This window comes from Microbacterium sp. BH-3-3-3 (genome assembly GCF_007679045.1).
Classification (GTDB): domain Bacteria; phylum Actinomycetota; class Actinomycetes; order Actinomycetales; family Microbacteriaceae; genus Microbacterium; species Microbacterium algihabitans.
Genome location: NZ_VEFS01000001.1, coordinates 1,634,032 through 1,650,259, shown reverse-complemented (window position 1 = coordinate 1,650,259; position 16,228 = coordinate 1,634,032). Strand labels below are relative to the sequence as shown.

The window sequence follows — 16,228 nt, the reverse complement described above, 5'->3', positions numbered from 1 at the left end:
TCGCACATCATCGCAACGGACGAAACGGGTCCTCCTCGAGGATGATCCCGGCTACTGCGCGAGCAGCGTCGGATCCAGCGCCTCCGCGGCAGCCTTCGCCGCGACCGGCAGCGCCTCGAGCACGCGCTCGAGGGCGACCTCGTCGTGGGCGGCGGTGAGGAACCAGGCTTCGAACACGCTCGGGGGCAGCGAGACCCCGGCATCCAGCATCGCGTGGAAGAAGGGCGCGTACCGGTAGGACTGCTGCGTGAGCGCCGTGGCATAGTCGAGGGGAATCTCGGGCAGGAACGCGACGCCGAACAACGAGCCCGCGCGCGGCACGGCGTGCACGACGCCCTCGGCCGTCAGCGCCGCGTTCAGCGCATCGGCGACCTGCGTGGCCGCGGCGTCGACCGCGGCGTAGACCTCGGGAGTGGCCAGGCGCAGGGTCGCGAGACCGGCGGCCACCGACAGCGGGTTCCCCGACAGCGTGCCCGCCTGGTACACGGGGCCGAGGGGCGCGAGGTGGTCCATGATCTCGGCGCGACCAGCGAGGGCCGCCAGCGGCATGCCGCCGCCGATGACCTTGCCGTACGTGAGGATGTCGGGCAGGTAGCGCTCGCCCTGCGAGGCCTGCAGACCCCAGAAACCGGCCGGGTGCACGCGGAATCCGGTGAGCACCTCGTCCATGATCAGCAGGGATCCGTGGCTGTGCGCGATGTCGGCGAGGGCGGCGTTGAAGCCGGGGAGCGGCGGGACGACGCCCATGTTGGCCGAGGCGGCCTCGACGATGATCGCGGCGATGTTCTCGCCGTGCACCTCGAACACCTCGCGCACCGCATCGAGGTCGTTGTAGGGCAGCACGAGCGTCTGCGCGGCGATGGGCGCGGGAACACCGGCCGACCCGGGCAGGGCGAGGGTCGCGACGCCCGATCCGGCGGCGGCCAGCAGGCCGTCGGAGTGGCCGTGGTAGTGCCCGGCGAACTTGATCAGCAGGTCGCGACCGGTCACGCCGCGCGCGAGACGGATCGCCGTCATCGTCGCCTCGGTTCCGGTCGACACCAGACGCACCTTCTCGATCGGCTTCAGGTCTCCGACCTGCACGCGCTGCGCGACGAGATCGGCCAGTTCGACCTCGGCCCCCGTCGGAGCACCGAACGACAGACCGCGGGATGCCGCGGACTGCACCGCCCCGACCACCTCGGGGTGCGCGTGGCCGAGCAGGGCCGGACCCCACGAGGCGACGAGGTCGACGTACTCGCGACCCGCGGCATCCGTGATCCGAGGGCCGGACGCCGACTGCACGAACCGCGGCGTGCCGCCCACGGAGCCGTACGCGCGCACCGGCGAGTTGACTCCGCCCGGAATGACGTCCTTGGCGCGAGCGAACCACTGGTCGTTGAGATCGGTCATGGCATCCATTCTTCCGGGCGCCCCTGAGTGAGGGGTCGAAAAGTGTCGCTTCGACGCCGTCCAGGCGACGAGAAGGGACCCCTCGCGTGTGAGAGGAGACAGCTCAGAGCTCGGCGCGGAGCCAGCGGGCGGCCTCGACCGCCCAGTACGTCAGGATCGCGTCGGCGCCGGCGCGACGGATGCCGAGCAGGCTCTCCATGATCGCGCCCTGGCGGTCGATCCAGCCGTGGGCCGCAGCCGCCTCGACCATCGCGTACTCGCCCGACACCTGGTACGCCCACACGGGCACGTCGACCGAGGCCTTCACGTCGGCGAGCACGTCGAGATACGGCAGCGCCGGCTTGACCATGACGACGTCGGCGCCCTCTTCGACGTCGAGCAGCGCTTCGCGGACGCCCTCGCGGCCGTTGCCGGGGTCGAGCTGGTACGAGCGGCGATCGCCCTTCAGCTGCGAGTCGACGGCCTCGCGGAACGGGCCGTAGAACGCCCCCGCGTACTTCGCCGAGTAGGCGAGGATCAACGTGTCGGTGAAGCCCTCGGCATCGAGCGCCTCGCGCACCGCGCCGACCTGGCCGTCCATCATCCCCGACAGCCCCAGCATCGCCGAGCCCGCGCGCGCCTGGGCGAGGCCCATCGCGGTGTAGCGCTCGAGGGTCGCGTCGTTGTCGACGGCCCCGTCGTCACGGAGGACGCCGCAGTGCCCGTGATCGGTGAACTCGTCGAGGCACAGGTCGGTCTGCACGACCACCGCATCGCCGACCTCGGCCACCACGGCCTCGGTGGCGCGATTCAGGATGCCGTTCGGGTCGTCGGCGCCGGAGCCCACCGCGTCGCGCACCTCGGGCACGCCGAAGAGCATCACCCCGCCGATGCGCTGCTCGGCGGCCTCGGCGACCGCGCGGCGGAGGGAGTCCATCGAGTGCTGCACGATGCCGGGCATCGAACCGATCGGGCTCGGCTCGGTGATGCCCTCGCGCACGAACATCGGCAGCACGAGCTGCGAGGGCACGAGGTGGGTCTCGCGAGCGAGACGACGGACGGCGGGGGTGCGGCGCAGGCGCCGCGGGCGGTGCTCGGGGAAGCTCATGAGGTCGATTCGTCGGAGTGCAGGGGGAAGCGGGCGACGGCTTCGATGAGGGAGTCGACGGTCTGGGTCTCGGCCACCACGTCGACGCTCAGACCGGCGCGCTTGGCGTCTTTGGCGGTGCGGGGGCCGATGGCGGCGATGACGGTGGATGCCGGGATCTCGGGGAACTGGTCGACGACCTGCTCCGCGACCGAGCCACTGGTGACCAGGATGGCGTTGATGCGACCCGAGGTGACGTCGGCCGCGATCTTCTCGGTCACGGGCACGCCCACCGTGCGGTACGCGACGACGCTGCGCACGTTGTGCCCGGCCTCGATGAGCAGGCGCGTGAGCACGGGCTTGGCGATCTCGCTGCGCAGGGTCAGCACGTTGCGCGGCTCGGTCTCGATCGCGATCATCTGCTCGGCCATGCCCTGTGCGGAGTTGTCACGCTCGGGCACGAGGTCGACGTGGTAGCCGACGGCCTGCATCGCCGCGGCCGTGGTCTCGCCCACGACGGCGACCTTGGTCTGCGCGGGGATCACGGCCTTGTAGGCGTAGAGCACGTCGACGGTGGTGGCGCTGGTCAGGGTCAGCCAGTCGAAGGCGCCGTCGGCGAGGTCGGCGAGCGCCTGGTCGAGGGTGGCCTGGTCGTTCGTCGGCGCGAAGTTGATCAGCGGAGCGATGACCGGAACGGCTCCGAGCTGACGCAGGCTGGCGGCGACGCCGTCGCCCCAGGGGCCTCCGCGCGGCACGAGCACGCGTCGACCGGACAGAGGTTTGGGCACGCCGCCCGTCGAGGGGTTCGGCGTGTTCCAGTGGCCTTCATTCATGTGGTCGACTCTCGTGGTACCAGGTCGGCCGCCCCACGTTCGAGCAACCGACGCGCGGCTTCTCGGCCCGCTCGCGCCGCTCGCGCGATCGTTCCCCCGTCGTCGGCAGCATCCGCTCCATTGCCACTGCCCGTTTCCCCACCATACCCCGGCGAGAGACGCACGGTTCGGTCGATGCCGATCCGTTGCGTTCCATCGAGCGCATAGACCACGGCCCGCAGCCGCAGATCACCCTCGGTGAGCGAGGCGTGCGTGCCGACGGGGGCGCTGCACCCGGCGTCGAGCGCCGAGAGCACCGTGCGTTCCGCGGTGATCGCGACCCGGGTGTCCTCGTCGTCGAGCTGCGCGAGGGCCGCGAGGATCTCGGGGTCGATGTCGGTGCGCGTCTCGACGGCGAGCGATCCCTGGCCGGGAGCCGTGGGCCACTCCGACAGGCCCAGGGCCTCGGCCTCGAGACCGCCGAGGTCTCCCCCGAGCCGCGACAAGCCGGCGGCGGCGAGGATCACGGCATCCAGTTCGCCGTCGCGCACGCGCGCGAGGCGCGAGTCGACGTTGCCGCGGATGTCGCGGATGTCGAGGCGCGGGTTGTGCCGCGAGGCCTGAGCGATGCGGCGGGGCGAACCCGTGCCCACCCGCGCGCCCGGGGCGAGAGAGCCCAGGGGAACACCGTCGCGCGTCACGACGACGTCGCGAGCGTCTTCACGCGTCGGGGTCGCGGCGATCACCAGGCCGTCGGGCTGCTGCGTCGGCAGGTCTTTCAGCGAGTGCACGAGGAAATCGCATCGATCGGCGGCGAGCGCCTCGCGCAGACCGTTGGCGAAGACGCCGCGCCCGCCCAGCTGAGACAGCGACGCGCGGTTGACGTCGCCCTCCGACACGATCGGGACCAGTTCGACGGGGCGACCGGATGCCGCGGCCACGGCGTCGGCGACCATCTGCGACTGCGCCATCGCCAGGGTGCTGCGGCGGGTGCCGAGGCGCAGAGGCGCGCTCACTGGAGGATCTCGGGGATCTCGTCGAGGGAGACCAGACGGCCCGTGTAGAACGGCACCTCCTCGCGCACGTGACGACGGGCCTCGGTGTAGCGGAGGTCGCGCATCATGTCGACGAGGTCGGTGAGCACGTCGGCCTCCATCGGCAGGAGCCACTCGTAGTCGCCGAGGGCGAACGAGGCCACCGTGTTGGCGATGACGCCCTTGTAGGCGGAGCCCTTCTTGCCGTGCTCGATGAGCATCTCGCGGCGCTCCGCCTCGGGCAGCAGGTACCACTCGTAGCTGCGCACGAAGGGGTAGAGGCACAGCCACTGCTGCGCCTCGATGCCGCGGAGGAAGCCGGGCACGTGCGAGCGGTTGAACTCGGCGTCGCGGTGCACGCCCATCGCGTTCCACGTGGGCAGGAGGTTCTTCAGCAGCTCGGTGCGGCGCAGGCGGCGCAGATCGCGCTGCAGCGCCTGGGGGTCTTCGCCGTGCAGCCAGACCATGAGGTCGGCGTCGGCGCGCAGGCCGCTGACGTCGTAGAAGCCGCGGACGGTGACGCCGTCGGCCTCGATGAGCGAGACCAGGTCGGCCAGCTCGGTCGCCTCGGAGGCGACGACGGGGTTCTCGGGGTCGCGGCGGAACACGGCCCAGAGCGTGTAGACGGAAGAGGAGCTGTCATCGGACATGCTCCTAGTCTCGTCTCGTCGGGGCAGGGGTCCAAACCCGTTGACTCGGCGGTGAACCACCGCAGGACTCCCCGCGCGAACGCCGAAGCGGCCCGGTCCGGGAGGACACGGGCCGCTTCGAGACGGATCAGCGCGTGTAGGCGCGCACGAGACCCCAGACGGCGAGGCCGACGAGGGCCGCCGCACCGGCGACGGCCGCGATGGCCACCTCGGGGTTCTGCTGCGCCTTGGTGCGGAACTCCTGCACCTTGCGCTCGACGGCTTCGCTCGCGCGACGCGGGGCGTTGGCCTTCACTTCGATCGCTGCCAGGGCCGCGCGGAGTTCGGCGCGAGCCGACTTCACGGGGTCGGTGATGCCCAGCGGGACCGCGGTGCGGGGAACGGGGACGGGGCGATCAATACTCATCGCGGGCCTCCTTCACGATGCGGACGTCTTCGGAGATGGCCGTGCCGGGGTTCTCGCGGTTCGCGAGCTTCTTGAACCGCAGGTATCCGAGCAGAGCGAGGATCGCCGTGATCACGATCATCACCGCGAACACGACGAGCGCCGACAGCCACACCGGCCACCACGACGAGAGCCCGGCGATGACGAAGGCGAAGAACACCGGAATGGCCCAGAACACCACGATGAGGGCGCCCACGAACCAACCGGCGCCGATCCCGGCGTCCTTCGCCGTGCGCTGCGCCCAGGCCTTGGCACCGTTGATCTCGGCGACGACGAGGTTGCGCACGAGCTCGGGGATGTCCCCGATCAGCGTGAACAGGCTGTCGTCGGAACGATCGCGGAATCCGCGGGGAGTGGTCATGCGGTCAGCTCCCGGACGCGCCGGAACCACCCTGAGCTGCCTTGGCGCGCGTGGTGGCGGACTTCTCGGCGCGCTTGGCGTCGTCGACGGAGTCTTCGACCACGTCGGCGACCTCGTGGGCCGACTGCTTCGCGGCACGACCGGCGCGCTCGGCGCGCTCCTGCACGGTGCCCGAGCCGCTGGCGGCACCGGTGACCGACTTCGCGCCCTTCCACACCACGCCGGGGACGGACTTGAGGGCCGAGACGCCGAACGCCTTGACCTTCTCCACCTGTCCCTGCACGACGGGCTGGTCCCAGACCTTGCCGGCCTGCGTCTTGATCTGCTCATACCGCTGGCGGCCGGCGCGTGCTCCGAGCACGTAGCCCGCCACGAGTCCGACGACGAGTGCTGCTTTGCCCCTCATGGGGTCTCCTCACGCTCGATCGAGTGCTGGTCGACTCTCACAGTAGTCACGTATGCCGCGTCCGGCATCCGCCCTTGACAGCACGACGCCCATGCACGAGGGCGCGGGCGCTCAGGTGCGCCAGAGAGCGGCGCTGCGCACGCGGTCGGCCTCGTCGCGCGCGTCGGGGATGACCTGCGCCAGCCCCGTGCCCGACACCCACGCGCCCGTGACACCGAGGCCGTCGACGGCACGGACCGCGGCGCGCGCGGCCGACGTCGCGGCGGCGCGGCCGATCGTGGCCGCGGGTTGCGACTGCACGTACCGCACCCGGTGGGAGTCGATCAGGGCGGATGCCGGGAGCTCCACGCCCAGCATCGCCGCGGCCTCGGTGCGCGCCAGGTCGGCGGCGGAGGCGTCGTCGAGTGCCGCCGTGGCGGGCTCCTCGCCCTGCGCGCCGAACGAGACGCGCACGACGTGCACGCCGGGCTCGGCCTCGTCGCGCACCCAGTCCCACTTGGCGCTCGAGTGCGTCATCGCCTTGGCGACGTGGCTGCCGGGCACCGTGAGCACTCCGGTTCCGCGCGGAGCGGCGTCGAGCACCGGGGCGTTCACCACCAGCGTCACCACCTCGACGACGGGAGCGACCGGGTCGCCGATCTCGAGGCCCGTCACGACGGGGGCGAGCAGTTCGCGGGCCGGGCCCTCGGGGAGGGCGACGAGCACGGCGCGCGCCGCGAGCGGCTTCTCGTCGACCGAGGTGACGACCGCCCAGCCGTCGCTCGTGCGCTCGAGCTTCTCGGCGGCCACACCGCGGCGCAGCTCGACCCCGGCCTCTTCGAGCACCTCGACGAGCCGGTCGACCAGGCGCGACATGCCCCCGACGATCCCCTGCACGGCGCCGCCCGGCGCGGGAGCCTTGCCCGCCCCTGTCGCGACGGGCACGTCGGATGCCGGAGCGTCGGCCGGACGCGCGGCGGGGCGGCTCGCGCGGAGCTCGGCCACGGCACCGGTGAGCGACCCGACGCGCGTGAGCGCGGCGTTGAGGCCGGGAGCGGCGAGATCGACGTCGATGTCGTCGGGCCGCGCGGAGTAGACCCCACTGGTGACCGGCGCAACGAGACGGTCGAGCACCCGCGCGCCCAGGCGCGAGCCCACGAGCTTGCCGAGGCTGTGCGTGTGGCCGATCGTGAGCGGCGGACGCAGGCGATCGAGATAGGCGCGCCACGCACCCGGCCAGCCGATCACGCGTCGCACGTCGGGGGCGAAGGGATTGTCCGGGATGCCGAGCACCCCGCCCTTCGGGAGGGGCGCCGCCCCGACCCCGGGCACGCCCGCGACCCACGCACCGGCCGGGTTCGGCGAGACGACCTCGCCCGCGAGACCGAGCTCGTCGAGGAGCCCGCGCACGATCCCGCCGCGCGTCGCGAAGCTCTCGGCACCGACGTCGAGCGTCATTCCACCGACCTCGGCCGAGCGGACGACGCCGCCGAGCACGTCGGTCGCCTCGAGCACCGTCACGCGCAGCCCGACCTTCGCGCACTCGCGCGCGGCGACGAGGCCCGAGACGCCGCCGCCGATCACGACGACGTGCGTGTCATGGGCCTGGCGCACGAGCCGGTCGAGGGACTCGCTCACGCGTCTTCTCCGTGGGCCCGGGCGACGATGCGCGTCAGCACCGTGGGGTCGGTGTCGGGCGGGACGCCGTGACCGAGGTTGAGCACGTGGGCACGGGCCGCACGTCCGCGGGCGAGCACGTCGTCGACGTGGGCGGCCAGCACGGGCCACGGCGCCCCCAGGAGCGCGGGGTCGATGTTGCCCTGCAGCGTCACGTCGGGGCCGACGATCGCGGCCGCCTCGTCGAGCGGCATCCGCCAATCCACGCCGACGGCGTCGGCCAGGCCCCCCAGGCGCATGTCGTCGAGGAAGGCGCCCGTGCCGACGCCGAAGTGGATGCGCGGCCCCTCGATGCCCTCGAGCGCCTCGGTGGAGTGCGGCGCGATGAACTCGCGGAAGGTCGCAGTCGAGAGGGATCCCGCCCACGAGTCGAACAGCTGCACCGCCTGGGCGCCGCCGTCGATCTGCGCGTCGAGGAACGCCCGCGACACCTTCGCCAGCCACCCCGCGAGACGGTGCCACGACTGCGGATCGGCGTGCATCATGCCGCGGGCCCGCAGATGCTCCTTCGAGGGACCGCCCTCGACGAGGTACGCGGCCAACGTGAACGGAGCGCCGGCGAAGCCGATGAGCGGCACCTGGTCGCTCAGCTCGGCCGTCACCCGGCGGGCGGCCTCGCGGATCGGGTCGGCCGCGGCGGCGACTTCGGCCGGATCGATCGAGGTGACGCGCTCGACGTCGGCGGCGGTGCGCACGGGATCGGCGAACACCGGACCGCGCCCCGGCTCGATGACCACGTCGACACCAGCCAGCCGCAACGGCACCACGATGTCGCTGAAGAAGATCGCGGCATCCACGTCATGTCGACGGATCGGCTGCAGCGTGATCTCGGCGGCGAGGTCGGGCGTCAGGCACGCGTCGAGCATGCGCGTGCCCACTCGCAGCTCGCGGTATTCGGGAAGGGAGCGACCCGCCTGGCGCATGAACCACACGGGCTGGCGTTCGGGACGGTCGCCGCGGAGGGCACGGAGAAGGGGCGCGTCGGGTGTGGCCATGGCATCCATCCTCCCATCCGACCCCTGAGCGCGAGGGCGATGCCTTGACGTCGAGAGGCCACCCGGAATACCCCGAGGAGGCCGGGCGTAGAATATCCACGTGTTGTTGTGCGTCAGCGCGAGTCACAAGACCGCGCCCTTCGAGCTCCTCGAGCGGCTCAGCGTACCCAGCACCCCCGTCGCTCCCTTGATTGCCGCGCACGACGATCTCGTGCAGGGTGCGGTCGTCGTCGCGACCTGCAACCGTTTCGAGGCCTACGTCGACATGGACGAGCCCGTCACCGCGGCCGTCGCCCTCGGCATCGACGCCACCCTGAGCGCGATCGAAGCCGCCACCGGCGTGCCCGCGAGCGAGCTCGAGGGGTCATACACCGTGCTCGGTGGCGACGACGTGGCCGAGCACCTGTTCTCGGTGGCATCCGGTCTCGAATCCGTCGTCGTCGGCGAGGGCGAGATCGCCGGTCAGGTGCGTCGCGCACTCACCGAGTCACGTCAGCTCGGCACCACCTCCGCCGAACTCGAGCGCCTGTTCCAGCGCGCCTCCGAGGCGCAGCGCGGCGTGAAGAACCACACCGCGATCGGTCGCGCGGGCCGCTCGCTCGTGCGCCTGGGCCTCGAGCTCGCCGACAGCCGCATCGCCGACTGGTCGACCCTGCGCGTGCTGCTCGTGGGCACCGGCGCCTACGCCGCCGCCACCGTCGCCGCCCTGCGCGACCAGGGCGCCGAAGACATCTCGGTGCACTCCCCCTCGGGCCGCGCCGCGAAGTTCGCCGCGAAGCACGGGCTGCGCGCGATCTCGGCCGAGACCTTCCCCTCGGCCGTCGCGCACGCCGACCTCGTCATCACCTGCACCACGAGCGAGCACCACGTCGTCAGCGCCGCGACATTCGCCGCCGGACGCGGGGCCTACGAGACCGCCGTCGACGACAGCACCGGCGTATGCCCCGTCGACCACACCGCGCGTCGCCTCGTGATCGACCTGGGCCTGCCCCGCAACGTCGACCCCGACGTGGCCACCGTGCCCGGTGTCGACCTGCTCGACCTCGAGACCATCCGCCTGCACGCCCCGCTCGAAGAGCTCCAGGCCACGGATGCCGCGCGCGACCTCGTGCGCGACGCCGCCCGCCGCTTCACCTCGGTCGGCGAGCGCAAGAACATCACCCCCGCCGTCGTCGCCCTGCGCGCCCACGTCTTCGGGGTGCTCGACACCGAGGTCGCCCGTGTGCGCGCCCGCGGCGACGAGAACGGCCAGACCGAGCAGGCCCTGCGCCACCTCGTCGGCGTGCTGCTGCACACCCCGACCACACGGGCGCACCAGCTCGCCGAGACCGGTCGCGCCGACGAGTACATCGACGCGCTGTCGGCCTTGTTCGGCATCGAAGTGGCCGAGCCCGTCGCTCCCGCGCGCGGCGAGATCGCCGACGCGGGCTGACTCCCCCCTCGGGCAGGATGGATGCCGTGAGCACTCCGGCATCCGAGGTCTACGTCGTCGCGGGCGAACCCCGCCGGGGCAACGCGCTGCGCTGGGTGGCGACGTTCGCCCTGGGCCTGCTGCACATCGAGGACGACGCGCCCTCGGTGACCGAGACGGTCATCCGCCGCGTCGACGGCTCGCTCGTGAAGCGGCTGAAGCCGGGGAGCGTCGCGCACTTCGAGGTGCAGATCAGCGAGGCGGCCGAGGATCTGCTCGAGATGGATGCCGTGCCCTTCGCCCGCAAGTGGATCGCGGAACCCGCCTGAGCGCACAACCGGGGGCGCGGGGTGCCGGGTCACGGGAGCGCGAAATCGCTCAGAGCGCGAGACTGCATCTCGCTGACATCTCCGCTGCAGGGTGACGCCCCCTTTGTCAGCGAGTTGCAGTCTCGGCGATTTCGGGCACAGTCGACTCCCCCCGAGCGCGCCGTCGAGCGCGCGAGCGCCCCGCGCGCTCGGGTGCGCGGGAGAATGAACGCATGAGCCTGCGCATCACCGACGACCCGGCCGCCGACGAGCTGCTGTCGACCAATCCGCTCGCGTTGCTGATCGGCATGCTGCTCGACCAGCAGGTCGCCATGGAGACGGCGTTCGCGGGCCCGCTGAAGATCCAGGAGCGCACGGGGTCGGTCGACGCAGGTGCGATCGCTCATCAAGATCCCGACGAGTTCGCCGCCGCGTTCTCGCAGTCGCCCGCCGTCCACCGCTACCCGGGATCGATGGCGGGGCGCGTGCGGGCGCTCTGCGCGGCGATCGAGCAGGACTGGGACGGCAAGGCCGAGAACCTCTGGACGCGCGACGACCCCGACGGCAAGACCGTGCTGAAGCGCCTGAAGGCCCTGCCGGGCTTCGGCGAGCAGAAGGCGAAGATCTTCCTCGCCCTGCTCGGCAAGCAGCGCGGCTTCGACGGCGCCGGGTGGCGCGAGGCCTCCGCGCCGTACGGCGAAGAAGGGTCGTTCCGCTCGGTGGCCGACATCGTGAGCCCGGAGTCACTGACGAAGGTGCGCGAGCACAAGCGCGCCGCGAAGGCCGCCGCGAAGGAAGCGAAGGGCTGACTCCCTCCCCAGGCGATGAAGCTGCGGTCGACCGATCCGGCTCATTCCTCGGCGGCCCGCCGGCTCAGCGCAGCGACCGGATCGCCAGAGCCACCGCCTTGAGCTCGCGGATGCGCCGTTCGTAAGTGGCCGCCACGAAGATGAGCACGGCTCCGGCGATGCCGATCCAGACCCACAGCAGGCCGGACGCGCTCACATAGAGAGCCGAGATCCACGGCCACAGCTGCGCGACGGCATGCACGATGAGCACGATGCCGGCGAGCAGCACCGGAGCCTGCCACCGAAGACGCACCCCCGCCAACAGCACCGCGAGGGCCACGACGCCGAGGGCGATCGCGCGCCACAGCGCGTTGTCGGCCGTGAAGTCGAACAGCAACGAGGGCACCAGCAGCAGAACGAGACCGGGGCCGAGGGTCGGCCAGGTGCGCAGGGGCGGACGGCGTCGAAGCGAACGGATGCCGTGGACGACCAGGGCGATCGCGAGCGGAGCGGTGGCCGCTTCGACGGGGTCGGCGGCACCGATCGCGAACGCCGCGACGGCGAGGACCGCGGCCGCTCCGAAGGTCGACCAGAAGACGAGCATCGCCGAGGAAGCGCGCCAGCACAGCCCAATGGCGAGCACGGCGGCGAGGGTGACGACCAGCCGCAGCGAACCTTCGCCGGTCGCCGAGAGCCGGAGGATCGAGAGCACGACCGCGACCGCCGGAGCCGCGATGACGAGGGCGGTCGGTAGCGCCCGCGTGACATCGCGGCGATGCAGAACGAGCAGCACCGCGATTCCCACCAGGGGCACGGTGGCGACGAGCATCCAGACGTCGAAGAGCGGGGTGGTGAGCTCTCGCACGGCGCGCAGGGAGGCGGCGAGGGCGAGGGCGAGTGAACCGACCACCACGACGGGCACGACGAGCGGCGCGAGCGCGCCGCGCAGCCGCAGCGCCGCCCCGACGACCGCGACCGCGACCGCCGCGACCATCACGATGAGAGCGCGCACCAGCGACGAGTCCGCGAGCGCGGCCGAGGGCAGGAGTCCGACGGCGAGGCCCACCGCGGCCAGCGCGACGAGGACGGGCGGGAGCGGGCGGGAGCGCGACAGCAGCGCGCCGGCGACCCACGCCAGGGCGAGGGGCACCGTCATCCACTCGATCGGCCGCACGTCGGCAGCGACGCCGACGAGGGCGACGAGGGCCGCTCCCCCCAGAGCCGCACCGGCGAGCGGAGCCCCCAGCACGGGACGAGCGAGACGAAGGCCGACGACGCCGAGCGCACCCATCAGCGCGACGGCACCGACGGCGCGGACGATCGCCCCCTCACCGGCCGCGACCAGCACGGTCTCACCGAGCGCGAAGACGATCACCGCCGTCACCGCTACGGCTCGCGCGATCGCCGGGGCCCACGTCGACGCGCGGCGGGCCAGCCCCGCAGCGGCGGCCAGGATCGCCGCGGCCGTGACGAGCACGACGAGATCGACGAGGCCCAGGTCCGGTCGAAACATGGCGTGCCCGATCTGCGAGACCGTGAGCAGCACGAGGGCGAGCGCCCCGGCGGAGCCGACCGCCACGGGGAGCTCGTCGGGAGTGCGCGGCGGACGCAACCAGGCTCCGAGCACGAGGACGGCGACCGAGACCAGGGCGATGACGACCGCGCGGGTCGGATCGGCCGGGTCGGCGAGAGCCGTGGGCACGAGGGCCAGCGTCGTACCCGACGCGGCGATGACCGCGGGGACGGCGGCCGAGCGCCCCGCGACGAGGCGCCGCGCGCGTTCGTGTCCCGCCGCGAGGGCGAGCAGCGCGAGGCCGACGGGAAGCGTGTAGAGCTCGACGGGTTCGGCGTCCGCCCAGAACAGGCGCGTCCACAGGGCGACGGCCCCGAAGACGAGCGCGAGCCAGACGAGGTGCCGACGCGCTCCACGCGAGGTGAAGAGGCCGTCGGCATCCGTCGCCCACAGCACGGCGGTCACGGCGGCTAGCAGCAGCGGAATCCAGCGGACGCCGTCGGAGGGGACGCCGACGATCGAGAGGAGCACCACGATCGCCGTGCCCGCGTCGAGGAAGACGCGCACCGGCCGATCGTCGCGGAGGGCCCGCAGGGCCACCGCCGCCGCGATCACGGCGATCGCCCCCAGCACGACCGCCCGCGCGAGCGGATCCGCGTCGACGAGTCGGAGCACGGCGCCGGCGGCCGTCGCGACCAGCAGCGGCACCAGCACGGCGGAGGCGGGGCGGGCCACGCGCCACGACCGATACGGCGGCGAGACCACCACCGCGCACGCCGCGGCCGCGACGGCGGCGGAGGCGAGCAGCCACACGTCGATCGCGCGGGCGGCGGGGACGATGCCGGCGAGATCGAGTCGCCAGTCGTCCGCCGCCGCGACGAAGCGCGTGAGCAGGGCGAGGGCACCCGCCACGACGACGACCGCGAGAGCGGTGAGCGCCCCCGCCTCGCGCTGGGCGGAGTCGAGACCGAGCCGGCGAGCGAGCGGGACCACCCCGATGAGCAGCGCGAGGGTGCCCATGGCGAGGGCGACCGTGAAGGGAGAGGCGCCCTCGATCACCACTCCGGTTCCGGAACGGAGCGCCGTCGGTGCGAACAGAGCGCTGACCGCGGCGAACAGCACCACGGCGACGGTCGAGGGCACGCGCAGCGTCGGATGCGCCCCCGCGACGGCGGCGAGCACTCCCAGGGCGACGACCGTTGCGAGGGCCCAGGCGAGAGGAGACGAGAACGACAGCAGCCACCCCGTGCCGAGAGCCAGGGTGCCGACCACTGCCGCGAGGCCGATGTCACCGCGGCGACGCCGCAGCACGACGACAGCCGTGACCGCGATCGCGAGGTACCAGACCACGACGAGGAGCAGCACGCGCAGCTGCGGTCCCGCGAGCAGCGCGACGGTCGCGGCCATGCCGAGCGCGAGGCCGCGACGCTCGGCCCAGCCCCCGAAGATCCGCCACACGAGGATCGCGAGGGCGACCAGCGCCACGAGGGCGATGACGGCGGCGGTCGACGTGGCATCCGGAGCATCGGCCTCGAGGGCGGATCGCCCGAAGATCGCGATGACCCACCGCAGCGGAGCCCCGAACGACAGCAGCGCCCAGCCGAGGGGCACGAGAGCGGCCAGGCCCGCGGCGACGGCGGCCGACAGAGCGGCCGAGTGCAGGGTCGTGCGACCCACACCGGCGGCGCTGCGCCGCGCGGCGACGTCGAGCACGAGCGCCACGGCGCCCGCGACGAGCACGGGCATTGTCGCCGCCAGCGTCGCATCGGCGGCGCGGGCGACGGTGCCGGCGATGCCCACGCCGAGGGCGAGCACGGCCGCGACCGCGGCCAGCGGCGCGAGCCGCGCGGCCCCCTGCCGCGCGAACGACCACGCGTGCACGGCGAGGGCGAGGGCCAGGGCACCCGCGAGGATCACGGGGGTCGCGGTGTTGGCGGGGTCGACGAGCAGCGACATCGCGAGGGCGACTATCGCGCCGAGGGCGGAGAGGCCGCGCACGATCGCCGTCTCGACCGTCAGCGCGATGCGAGGGCGGGCGAGCCGAGGGGCGAAGGGGGCCGCGAGAGCCACGACCACCAGCACCAGTCCCCAGGCCCACCAGCCGAACGCCGCGTCGCGGGTGAGCAGGCCCGCGGCCAGCATCGCAGGACCGACCGCGAGGGCGAAGACCGCGGCCGACAGCGGGGCGCGCAGGCGCGACCGACGCGCCCACCCCACGAACACGACGCCGGCGACCGTCGTCGTGGCGCCCCAGTAGACGGCGGCGTCGACGTCGGCCGTCGCCCCCAGGTCGTTCGCGCGCACGGCCCATACATCGAGCCCGACGAAGGCAATGCCGAGCAGCGCGATGCCCTCGGCGGTTGCGCCGAGTCCGCGCCGCCGCAGGATCGATGCCGTGGCGATCACGCCCGCCGTGACGAGCGCGATGACGATCGAGCGCAGCACGAGGCCGCCGTTGATCCACGCGACCGTCAGGAAGAACGCCGCGGCCACCGCAAGCAGCACGACGCCGACCGAGAGCAGGAACACCTGCACGCCCGAGCGGCGCGGCCGGGCGGGGTCGGAAACGGGGGGTGCCACGCCGGGCGGCGGCACGACCGGCGGTACAGCGGCGGACGGCGGCACGGACCCGGATGCCGCTGCGGCGGGCGCGGCAGCGACGGGCGGCGCGGCGGCGGGCGCAGCAGCGACAGCCGGCGCGGAGCCGGGCGCAGCAGCGACAGGCGGCGCGGAGCCGGGCGCAGCAGCGACAGGCGGCGCGGAGCCGGGCGCGGCCTCGACAGCCGGCGCGGCGGCCGTGACGACGGTCGGCGGCTCCCACACCGCGGTGGCTGCCGCGGCGGGGAGCACAGGATGCAGCTCCTCCGGCGGCGCGGGCTCGGGCGCGGCCCCGGATGAAGGCCCCGCCCCGGGCGCAGGACCCGCCTCCGGCACCAGCGTGGACGCCGGCGCGAGCGGTATCGACGGGACCGGGGACTCTTCGTCCGCCGCACCCGCAGCAGCCACCGGAACCGCGTCGCGGTGGATCCGCAACAGGGCGTCGGCCCGCTCGTCGACCAGCTCGACGATGCGGCGCGACAGGTCGAGAACGCGCGCGGTGCGCGCATCGGTCAGGTCGAGCTCGCAGCGCGGGCACGGCGAGGTCGTGATGGGTGCGAAGCACGACGGGCAGCGCGAGGTGTCGACGAGCGCCCCCGGCTGCGTGGGCCAGGCGATGCCCGGCAGTGCTCCCCCGTGATCGACTTCCGTCATCGTGCCCCCTCGGCGTCGGTCGTCGCCCCAGGCTAGCGAAGACCTCCGACCTGCCCGGGGGTTGTCCGCGGACCGCCACCCGCACCCACGGAAAGAGAAACCGGATGCCGCGGCCTCGAGGTCACGGCATCCGGTACAT

The 16,228-nt window shown here is 73.1% G+C and carries 14 protein-coding genes; 3 read left to right on the top strand and 11 right to left on the bottom strand.

Annotation, left to right across the window (positions count from 1 at the left end):
- Positions 1-51: 51 nt before the first annotated feature.
- The 10 genes from hemL to hemE form a co-directional block, all read right to left on the bottom strand.
- A complete protein-coding gene (gene hemL / locus FS769_RS07740) occupies positions 52-1,392 on the bottom strand; it encodes a glutamate-1-semialdehyde 2,1-aminomutase (protein WP_144831613.1) in 1,341 nt (446 codons plus the stop codon).
- A gap of 103 nt (positions 1,393-1,495) precedes the next feature.
- Entirely contained in the window at positions 1,496-2,479 is a 984-nt protein-coding gene (hemB, locus tag FS769_RS07735) for a porphobilinogen synthase (RefSeq protein ID WP_144831610.1), read from the bottom strand.
- Positions 2,476-3,291, bottom strand: a complete 816-nt coding sequence (locus FS769_RS07730) for a uroporphyrinogen-III synthase (RefSeq protein WP_144831607.1) — start codon at positions 3,289-3,291, stop codon at positions 2,476-2,478. Before FS769_RS07730 ends, hemB begins: the two co-directional genes overlap by 4 nt.
- The gene (hemC, locus tag FS769_RS07725; RefSeq protein WP_144831604.1) at positions 3,288-4,286 is read right to left on the bottom strand and encodes a hydroxymethylbilane synthase; all 999 of its coding nucleotides are present in this window, start codon (positions 4,284-4,286) and stop codon (positions 3,288-3,290) included. Before hemC ends, FS769_RS07730 begins: the two co-directional genes overlap by 4 nt.
- Positions 4,283-4,954, bottom strand: coding sequence for a hydrogen peroxide-dependent heme synthase (gene hemQ / locus FS769_RS07720; protein WP_144831601.1), 672 nt, complete (start codon positions 4,952-4,954; stop codon positions 4,283-4,285). Before hemQ ends, hemC begins: the two co-directional genes overlap by 4 nt.
- Positions 4,955-5,081: 127 nt before the next feature.
- On the bottom strand, positions 5,082-5,360 hold the full coding sequence (locus tag FS769_RS07715; protein ID WP_144831598.1) for a hypothetical protein: 279 nt from the start codon (positions 5,358-5,360) through the stop codon (positions 5,082-5,084).
- Positions 5,350-5,760, bottom strand: a complete 411-nt coding sequence (locus tag FS769_RS07710; protein WP_144831596.1) for a phage holin family protein — start codon at positions 5,758-5,760, stop codon at positions 5,350-5,352. The genes FS769_RS07715 and FS769_RS07710 overlap by 11 nt, the downstream gene beginning before the upstream one ends.
- 4 nt (positions 5,761-5,764) lie before the next feature.
- Positions 5,765-6,166: a hypothetical protein gene (locus FS769_RS07705; protein WP_144831593.1), complete on the bottom strand. Its 402-nt coding sequence runs from the start codon at positions 6,164-6,166 to the stop codon at positions 5,765-5,767.
- A gap of 111 nt (positions 6,167-6,277) precedes the next feature.
- The gene (locus FS769_RS07700) at positions 6,278-7,783 is read right to left on the bottom strand and encodes an NAD(P)/FAD-dependent oxidoreductase (RefSeq protein ID WP_144831590.1); all 1,506 of its coding nucleotides are present in this window, start codon (positions 7,781-7,783) and stop codon (positions 6,278-6,280) included.
- Positions 7,780-8,817, bottom strand: a complete 1,038-nt coding sequence (gene hemE, locus FS769_RS07695; protein WP_144831587.1) for a uroporphyrinogen decarboxylase — start codon at positions 8,815-8,817, stop codon at positions 7,780-7,782. Before hemE ends, FS769_RS07700 begins: the two co-directional genes overlap by 4 nt.
- Positions 8,818-8,917: 100 nt before the next feature.
- On the opposite strand from hemE, the gene FS769_RS07690 reads away from it, so the two are divergent.
- The 3 genes from FS769_RS07690 (at position 8,918) to FS769_RS07680 (ending at position 11,345) form a co-directional block, all read left to right on the top strand.
- Positions 8,918-10,249: a glutamyl-tRNA reductase gene (locus FS769_RS07690; RefSeq protein WP_144831584.1), complete on the top strand. Its 1,332-nt coding sequence runs from the start codon at positions 8,918-8,920 to the stop codon at positions 10,247-10,249.
- Between the two features lie 26 nt (positions 10,250-10,275).
- Positions 10,276-10,557, top strand: a complete 282-nt coding sequence (locus tag FS769_RS07685; RefSeq protein WP_144831581.1) for a hypothetical protein — start codon at positions 10,276-10,278, stop codon at positions 10,555-10,557.
- Between the two features lie 212 nt (positions 10,558-10,769).
- Entirely contained in the window at positions 10,770-11,345 is a 576-nt protein-coding gene (locus FS769_RS07680) for an HhH-GPD-type base excision DNA repair protein (RefSeq protein ID WP_144831578.1), read from the top strand.
- A 64-nt stretch (positions 11,346-11,409) separates the two neighbouring features.
- Here the strand turns inward: FS769_RS07680 and FS769_RS07675 are convergent, their stop codons facing one another.
- Entirely contained in the window at positions 11,410-16,089 is a 4,680-nt protein-coding gene (locus FS769_RS07675; RefSeq protein ID WP_144831575.1) for an SCO7613 C-terminal domain-containing membrane protein, read from the bottom strand.
- Positions 16,090-16,228: the final 139 nt, after the last annotated feature.